General features: G+C 43.5%; 4 protein-coding genes and 1 pseudogene. 2 read left to right on the top strand and 3 right to left on the bottom strand.

Going from position 1 to position 7,045, the window contains the following annotated elements; translation table 11 throughout:
- Together ACI4J0_RS10055 and ACI4J0_RS10050 are read left to right on the top strand one after the other, a co-directional pair.
- Nucleotides 1–1,274, top strand: a 1,274-nt coding sequence (locus ACI4J0_RS10055; protein WP_439765672.1) for a hypothetical protein, incomplete at its 5' end; no start/stop codon positions are given.
- Between the two features lie 466 nt (nucleotides 1,275–1,740).
- Nucleotides 1,741–1,943, top strand: a pseudogene (locus ACI4J0_RS10050) (transposase); the annotation flags it as partial.
- A 527-nt stretch (nucleotides 1,944–2,470) separates the two neighbouring features.
- On the opposite strand, the gene ACI4J0_RS10045 reads toward ACI4J0_RS10050, so the two are convergent.
- The 3 genes from ACI4J0_RS10045 to ACI4J0_RS10035 form a co-directional block, all read right to left on the bottom strand.
- On the bottom strand, nucleotides 2,471–4,294 hold the full coding sequence (locus ACI4J0_RS10045; RefSeq protein WP_439765671.1) for an ABC transporter ATP-binding protein: 1,824 nt from the start codon (nucleotides 4,292–4,294) through the stop codon (nucleotides 2,471–2,473).
- The gene (locus ACI4J0_RS10040) at nucleotides 4,291–6,096 is read right to left on the bottom strand and encodes an ABC transporter ATP-binding protein (RefSeq protein ID WP_439765670.1); all 1,806 of its coding nucleotides are present in this window, start codon (nucleotides 6,094–6,096) and stop codon (nucleotides 4,291–4,293) included. The genes ACI4J0_RS10045 and ACI4J0_RS10040 overlap by 4 nt, the downstream gene beginning before the upstream one ends.
- Nucleotides 6,097–6,182: 86 nt before the next feature.
- Entirely contained in the window at nucleotides 6,183–6,761 is a 579-nt protein-coding gene (locus ACI4J0_RS10035; RefSeq protein WP_439765669.1) for a TetR/AcrR family transcriptional regulator, read from the bottom strand.
- Between the last annotated feature and the right edge of the window lie 284 nt (nucleotides 6,762–7,045).

The following is a 7,045-nucleotide window of genomic DNA, read 5'->3' as shown; positions in this document are numbered from 1 at the left end:
AGCTATATAGAAACGGAGGAATAAATATGTATGCACCCGTCATTGATGGCAATTTAGATTTTCTTGCGCATCGCTATAGGCATCTAAATGAGTGTGCTATCCCATTTGATGATAAATCTGTTAAGAACATAGACGAAATTTTTCAGCTAATGAAGCAGATTAAGCCAATAAGGGATGACAATAATGTTCATGACTTATGGATAACCGCAGATAGAGGTCCTATTGAAGCCTTTGGAGACTACGATGAACTTCTTGAAGAAGGAGAGGTCGAGGACAGAAGTGAATTTGAGGAACTGTGGAACACTTACTACCCAAATGATACTGTTTGGTATGTTCTTTGCACAGTTGAACGTGAAGACTGCGGATATAGAGCGATATTCCTTAATCATGACCTTGTAATTGAAGTAGATCCTCGGAAAAAGGACTTCACATTTGAAGAAGATATCTCTGAATTGACCGGATGGATATTGGAACAAATCAAAAGATGTCTTTCTGAACTTCACGCCGGCACGTACAATGAAAGAATAAATTCCTCGCTGCCTTTCAACCACAGAACCGGAACGATAGTTCGTAAGGATTACTGGGACATTTTCCCACAGTGTCGCGTTAATTTCTTCGAAGACATAACGCAAGATGAAATAAACGAGTTTGTTTCTTTGGTGAATGAGCATACATCAGATAGTTCTGAAAGAATACCTCATCTCACCGCTAATGACTTTTTTGAACTATGCGCTCTTGGATATAAGGCAAACAATTATCCTGACACAGACCTTTCGGCAAAAGAACAGTATTACCGATATGCTGATGGAAGAGATGACAGTTTAGGAGAAATTGATGCGTTCTCTGAAGAAGAGTTTATTAAGTGGCTTCATCTCAAGGATAAATATGGTCACCCATGGGAAGTATGCAGAGGCGGTAATTCCACTCATATCTCCCTATATGTTAGGCACTATGATGATGGCTTCAAGCTCGTTCTTTCGGGTTCTGCACTTACCAGAACAATTGAAACTGTAAAATTCTATTTGGCTATTCGTAAAGCAGGATATCCGGTATCACTTGTCGATGGACATGCTCTGGTAAGCCGATTACTTGAAACTGAACGAATCGGAATTGTACCGGAGGGAGTATTTCCTTGCTACTGCGAAAGTCTTTTCCCGAATGATCACATTATCGACTTCATGAACTTGCCTATTGAAAATAGGCAGCTTATAGCAGATCATTGTGTTTGGCAAGATATAGAACCTTGGGAACTCATAGATAAATCGCCAATGTAACGATATTTTATCTTGGTATTATGAATCAGAAATATGAACTTATTGCTTTCGATTTAGGGTGTGAACATTATTCGTATCCATTTCAAAAACAAATCAGTGTATTTCAGATGTTACCAAGAGCATTGTTAATCTATCCATAAGTAATCACCGATTATGATCTGCGGGTAAAAGCAACAGATTTCAGAGCAACTCTAGGCAAAGGAAATAATAAGCATAATAAAGAAAAACCGCCGAGCAATCGGCGGCAGATCTCAAGCAGAAATATGCATTGGTCTTGGGTCTTATTTGGGACTTATTTGGGTCTTATTGATATGAAAAATCACGATATTTTACACAAAATCAGAACAAGTTGAAAGTCGGAAAACCACGTAAAATAGCCATTTCTGATATGTTGCGATAAGATAGAAAACAGCAGGAACTTGATTCAATTCCCGTACGGGTCACCAGCACTAAACGAAGTCGAACACATATCTGGGAAGAATATGTTGAGCGTTCTGAGGATATTCGCCATACACCCAAATACAAGGCTCTTTATGAAAAACGCAAAGAACTATCGAGCGAGTGTTTGCGGACGCAAAAGAAAAACACGCTATGTGTTATACAAATCTCCGAGGCTTATCCCAGGTCACAAACTGTGTTAGGCTTAAATTTGCTGCCATGAACCTCAAATAATATGCAATTCATAGGTGGAAACTCCTTTGTATATCCTTTTATTTTTGGGCTTTTGCTCCCGCTTTTTCCTGAATATACTTTTTAACCCCTAATCCGCATGCGGATTAGGGGTTTTCGACAGACTGAACCACCCGTAAAACGGGTGGCTTGCAAAAGCCCTTAAAGGGCTGAGTCTATGTTGTCACCCGCCAAATTCCGATTTGCGGGTGACGACCCGCAGCGAGACGTTCTATAGTTTGTTTGGGCGGCAAACTATCGGCTCGGTAACGATACAAATATACAGACCGATATATTCCGATTTGCGGGTGACGACCCGCAGCGAGACGTTCTATAGTTTGTTTGGGCGGCAGACTATCGGCTCGGTAACGATACAAATATAATGACTGATATATTCCGATATGTCGAGCCAATACAAAACCTATCGGCGCGGAGACAAAATAACCGTCCCGCACAGATTCACAGCGCGACCTCGCCGCGGGGCGACCCCCGCAAATTCCGATATATCAATCAGATTATCTGCCCGATCACGCATAAATCGAAGCGCAGTATTTTTCTGACTGAACATTCCACATTTGAGCATAAATGCCGTTTTTGGCAAGCAGTTCAGAATGTGTTCCGCTTTCGGCGATGGAGCCGTTTTCCGGGAGAATTATTCGGTCAGCGTCCTTTGTGGTGGAAAGACGGTGTGAAATAAGGATGACTGCTTGATTTTCCGCATTCTGAAGCATGCTTTTGTTGAGACGGTACTCGGCAATGGGGTCAAGCGCAGAGCTTGGCTCGTCAAGTATGGCGATTGGCATATCACGCATAAACATTCGTGCAATTGCAGCCTTCTGACTTTCTCCGCCCGAAAGCATTGTTCCTTCCTCGGAAAATTCCTTGGTAAGCTCTGTGTCGATACCATTTTTGAAAGATTTAAGCTTTCCGCCGAAGTCAGCCCTGTTAAGTGCCTCAACGATTTTTTTGCTGTCGTCTTCACCCACAAAATCTGTCTTTACGTTCTCAGCAAGAGTTGCGCCGTAGATCTGGAAATCCTGGAAAACTGCACCGATCTTCTGACGGTAAGCCTTGGTGTTCAGCCTGCGTATATCAACTCCGCCGAAAAGTATCTCACCCTCGGTCACATCATACAAGCGCATGATAAGCTTTATAAGCGTGGACTTGCCTGCTCCGTTTTCACCCACAAGAGCAAGCTTTTCACCCTTTCGTATCGTCATGCTGACATTTTTAAGCACATACTTTTCTGTATCCTTGTATCTGAAGCTTACATTGCGCAGTTCAAGGGTGCAGTCGTCCTCGGGGACGGGCACCTCACCCTCACAGCCCTCAATGCCTATTTCGTGGTCCATAAAGCGGCGGAATTTCTCTGCATACTGTCCCACATTCTGAAAATCCACCAATGCATAGTTCATATTGTCAAGATAGTCCCTGATACCGTTAGAGGCATTATTCAGCGATGCGACCTCGCCCAGCTGAATTGACTTTTTCTCAATTGCAAGGTAGGCAAGATAAACAGGAACAGCATAGAACTGACACAGGGTGAAAACCGTTATCCAGTTTATAAGGGTCGGCACGATGATTTTAAGGGAGTAACCCAGTGCCATTTTGCGTTCCTCGGCGATTGCTTCGTCATACTGCTCCATAAGTGCTTCTTCAATGCCTGTCAGCTTGATCTCCTTGGCATATTCGGGCTGATAGAAAACTCGTTTTGAGTAGTCAGCTTTTCTGCCGATACGCTGCTTTTCCAGATTGTATTCGTACTCTAACTTCGTAATTATAAAACGTGTTATGATATTAACAACAAAACCGATCACAGGGAAAATAAAAATCACCGCATTGACAGTTAATATCATAGTACCCGCAACAAGCATTGCCATGATCTGAGAAATAATGTTGGCTGCGCTCATTATTGCTTTTTTGCACATTTCCTCGGACTGGGAAGCGGCAATTACAAAATCATCATAATATTCGGGAATATCATAGTATTGCAGGTCCATTTTCTGCGCTTTTTCCATAAGCTCACGCTGGACCCTGCCCTCAAAGCCTACCATCTTCGTCCAGAAATAGTTTTCAAGTAAGCGAAAAACAAACATATGGAGGGTGAACAGAATGAGCATGACCGCAAGCACCTTTACAATGCTCAGAATATCGGCAGTTGTGGTGAAAATGTTGATTATCTCCATAAGCAGAAAGGTGTCGATAAATGCGCCGATACTCATAAATACACATCGGCTTATAATATAGGAAAGAGGCAGCTTGCTGTCGTGATGAAAGGCGTATTTTATCACATACAAAACATTGGAAATAAGACGTTTCATACTGATTTTATCTTTTTTCTTTTCGCTCATGCCGTCACCTCCTCGGCTAAATAGTTCTGTGCCTGTAATTTCCACATTTCGGCATACTTTCCGTTCAGCGCCATAAGCTCGGCGTGGCTGCCCTGTTCAATGATCGTACCCTGCTCAAACATATAGATACGGTCAGCGTCACGGGTGGCGGAAAGACGGTGTGATATGAAGATGACCGTTTCACCGTCCGTTGCAGTAAGCATATTTTTATACATATTGTACTCGGCAATAGGGTCAAGTGCGGAGCTTGGCTCGTCAAGGATAACAATATCGGGCTTTCGTGCAAAAACTCTGGCAATGGCTATCTTCTGTGCTTCACCGCCGGAAAGAGCTATTCCGTTTTCATCAAATTCCTTTGTTACCATTGTGTCGATACCGTTTTCAAGGCTGTCAAGCTTGTCACCGAACTGCGCCTTACGGAGTGAATCCTCAACAAGTCTGCGCTCCTCCTCATTTTTCGGCTTGCGCATAAGCACGTTGTGGGAAAGGGGAAGTGCAAACACCTGCAGATCCTGAAATACCGTACCGAAACGGCGGTGAAGTGATTTCGGCTCGTACTTGGCAGTATCCTCACCGCTGATCCTTACGGCACCCTCAGTAGGGGAGTATAATCCCATAATAAGCTTGACAAGGGTCGTCTTGCCCGCACCGTTTTGACCTACAACAGCGATTTTCTCTCCTTTTCTGATACTGATATTAACATCGTGAAGGGTAGGCTTGTCTGCGCCCTCATAGGTAAAGCCCATATCATTTATCTCAATATCCGAAAGATTTTCCGCCTTGATAAGCTCATTGGCATCGGTCTTAGGCTCATAGGAGAGAAACTCACGCAGATTTGTTACAAATGCACTTTCCTTTGCAAGGGCAACGATAAGCTCGACTGCGTCGGAGGTACGCCATGAAAGAGTCGCAAGGGCAGGTATCATCGCAACATAAGCGGCGGTCTGCGCCTCGCCGCTGTTCAGCACGAATGCTATGTAAAGATATGGAAGAATGGTTGACAGAATGCTGTATAATATCCACTTTACAGGCTCGATAATACACAGCTTTCTGCGCATTTTTCGTGTGCGCTCCTCCATTTCCTCGTATGCCTTTTCATGACGGGAAAGAAGAAGCTTTCCTATACCGAAAATACGCAGTTCCGATGCGTATTTCTTTTCATAAAATACACGCTTTGCATAGCTGCCTATACGTCCGTCACGGGTGTTTGACATATCAAGGGAATAGTAGATTTCGCCCTCCTTCTTGCCAAAGAACATTGAAACTGCGACCATGGGCACGATGAACAGCAGCAGCCATGGGTCAACGTCCGCAACAATAACTGTTGCCGCTATTACCGAGGCAATGCCTGCCACAAGATAAGCGGAGTAGTAGAGAATGGTGCTGCCTCTCTGCTGACATTCATTCAGCGCACGTGTGTACTTGTCATAAAAGTCGGGACGCTCGAATTCGGCGTATTCCATTGAGATAGACTTTCGTATAACACGCTTGTAAAAATCCCGGTACATTTTCGGCAGGAACTGCTTTTCGCAAAGCTGGTGTATCGCACACATGATGTGTATGCAGATATGCCCGATACACATTGCCCCAACGAATGAAGCAAGCACTGTAAAGGGCGTTTCGTTTTCGATAGCAACGTATATCCACTCTGTCAGATATACCGAAAATATTGTCCAGAATACATTCTGATTGAATTCCTTGATGAAGGTGTAGATAACGTACCCCTTACTCCCGTGCCACAATATTTTCAGCATATACATAACATTTGAGAAAGAGGAGTTTTTTGTTTTTTCTTTTGTCATTATGCTCTCCTTTGTGTTGAATATGAATTGTAAATTACAGATACGAAACCGTTTCCGCATACGTCGGAACGATCTCTGTGCATTATTCAGTGGGATCTGCCGGATCTCATCAGCATCATCATGGCGGTAAAATCCTGTGTCAGCATATCGGCGATCTGTTCATGAGAAAAATCGCACATACCGGTGGCGCACAGAGCGCCGATGCCGAAGGTGTGGATCCAAACGTGCTCGAACAGAGTTTTGGCATTGTCTTTGCTCAAATCGTAGTCTTTTTGAAGTACATCCATGCATTCATCGGCAACCGGACCCAAGTGAGCGTAAATATCATCAAAGGTCTGTGCTTTGCTGCCTGAAGACATAAAAATAAGTTGATACAGCTTTGGTTCTTCTTTTGCAAACAGGATCATCTGCATACCGACCTGCTTAAAAACAGGCTTGATATATGCCGCTTTGTGTGCGTATTCTTCAAATCGCTCCATAGCTGCGAGCATTACCGCATCCTGAACTTCCTGCATAGAATCAAACACTGTAAAAATCGGGGTGGTGGATGTGCCAAGCGCCGCACCCAGCTCCTTAGCAGTCAGTGCCTGTGCTCCTTTTTCAGAAACAACGGCGAGTGCCGCTTTTATGATTTGTTCCTTTGTAAACTTCGCTTTCGGTGGCATAATAATCCTCCTATCTGTAATTCTTATTCTGTAACGAGCGTTCTGTAACGTTAATTACAGTATAATCGTTTTTCTCAAAAAAGTCAATAGTATTCAAAAAAGATCATGGTTGTTTTTCACCACCCGGTCCCCCCCATTCGGGGTAGAAAACCTTAATTTAAGAGCAGGAAAATATTCGCTCGTCCACCGCTTCAAGGCAAAACACTTATGTAAGTCATAAATCATCCCAACGCCGAATAGAATGTACAAACAAAAGAAAGAGGTTATCAAACTCCCGTGAAAGG

This window comes from Huintestinicola sp. (assembly GCF_051882455.1).
GTDB lineage: Bacteria > Bacillota > Clostridia > Oscillospirales > Ruminococcaceae > Huintestinicola.
Note: the sequence above shows the minus strand (reverse complement) of the source record. Positions and strands in the feature narration are given on the sequence as shown.